Annotated in this window: 1 protein-coding gene; it reads left to right on the top strand. The window is 69.1% G+C overall.

The annotated features are described in order from the left end of the window. A partial coding sequence (locus IH61_RS0139945) for a hypothetical protein (protein WP_234327542.1) occupies positions 1-678 on the top strand: 678 nt, incomplete at its 5' end. Position 679 lies beyond the last annotated feature (1 nt).

The raw sequence follows: 679 nt of genomic DNA on the forward strand, positions 1-679 counted from the left end.
TCGGCCAATTCGACGAAGGTGGGGGTGTTCCGCAACGGGAACTGGGGGCTGCGCAACGCCTCCGGCGGTACGACCTCGGTCTCCTTCGGCCAGCCCGGCGACGTCCCTATCACCGGCGACTGGGACGGCACCGGCCACACCCAGATCGGCGTCTACCGCCCCTCCACCCGCGAGTTCGCCCTGCGCCACGACGACGGCACCAGCAACTCCCTCGTCTTCGGCGACCCCGGCGACATCCCCGTCCCCGGCATGTGGGACCACAACGGCCACGCCCAGATGGCCATCTTCCGCCCCAGCACCAACACCTTCGTCATCCGCCACGACAACGGCACCACCGACTCCGCCACCGTCGGCAACCCCGGCGACATCCCCGTCGTCGGCGACTGGGACGGCGTCGGCCACACCCAGATGGGCGTCTTCCGCCCCTCCACCAACGACAACGAACAGAACACCTTCGCCCTGCGCCACGACGACGGCACCCTCTCCACCGTCACCTACGGCAACAAGGGCGACCTGCCCGTCGTCGGCGACTGGGCCGGCCGAGGCCGCACCACCTACGGCATCTACCGCCCCAACACCAGCGACTTCGCCCTCGCCAACGCCTACAACAACACCCCCGACCTGACCTTCCAGTTCGGCAACCCCGGCGACACCCCCGTCACCGGCAACTGGAACTGAT

This window comes from Streptomyces sp. NRRL WC-3742, from assembly GCF_000720635.1.
In the GTDB taxonomy this organism is placed as follows: Bacteria; Actinomycetota; Actinomycetes; order Streptomycetales; family Streptomycetaceae; genus Kitasatospora.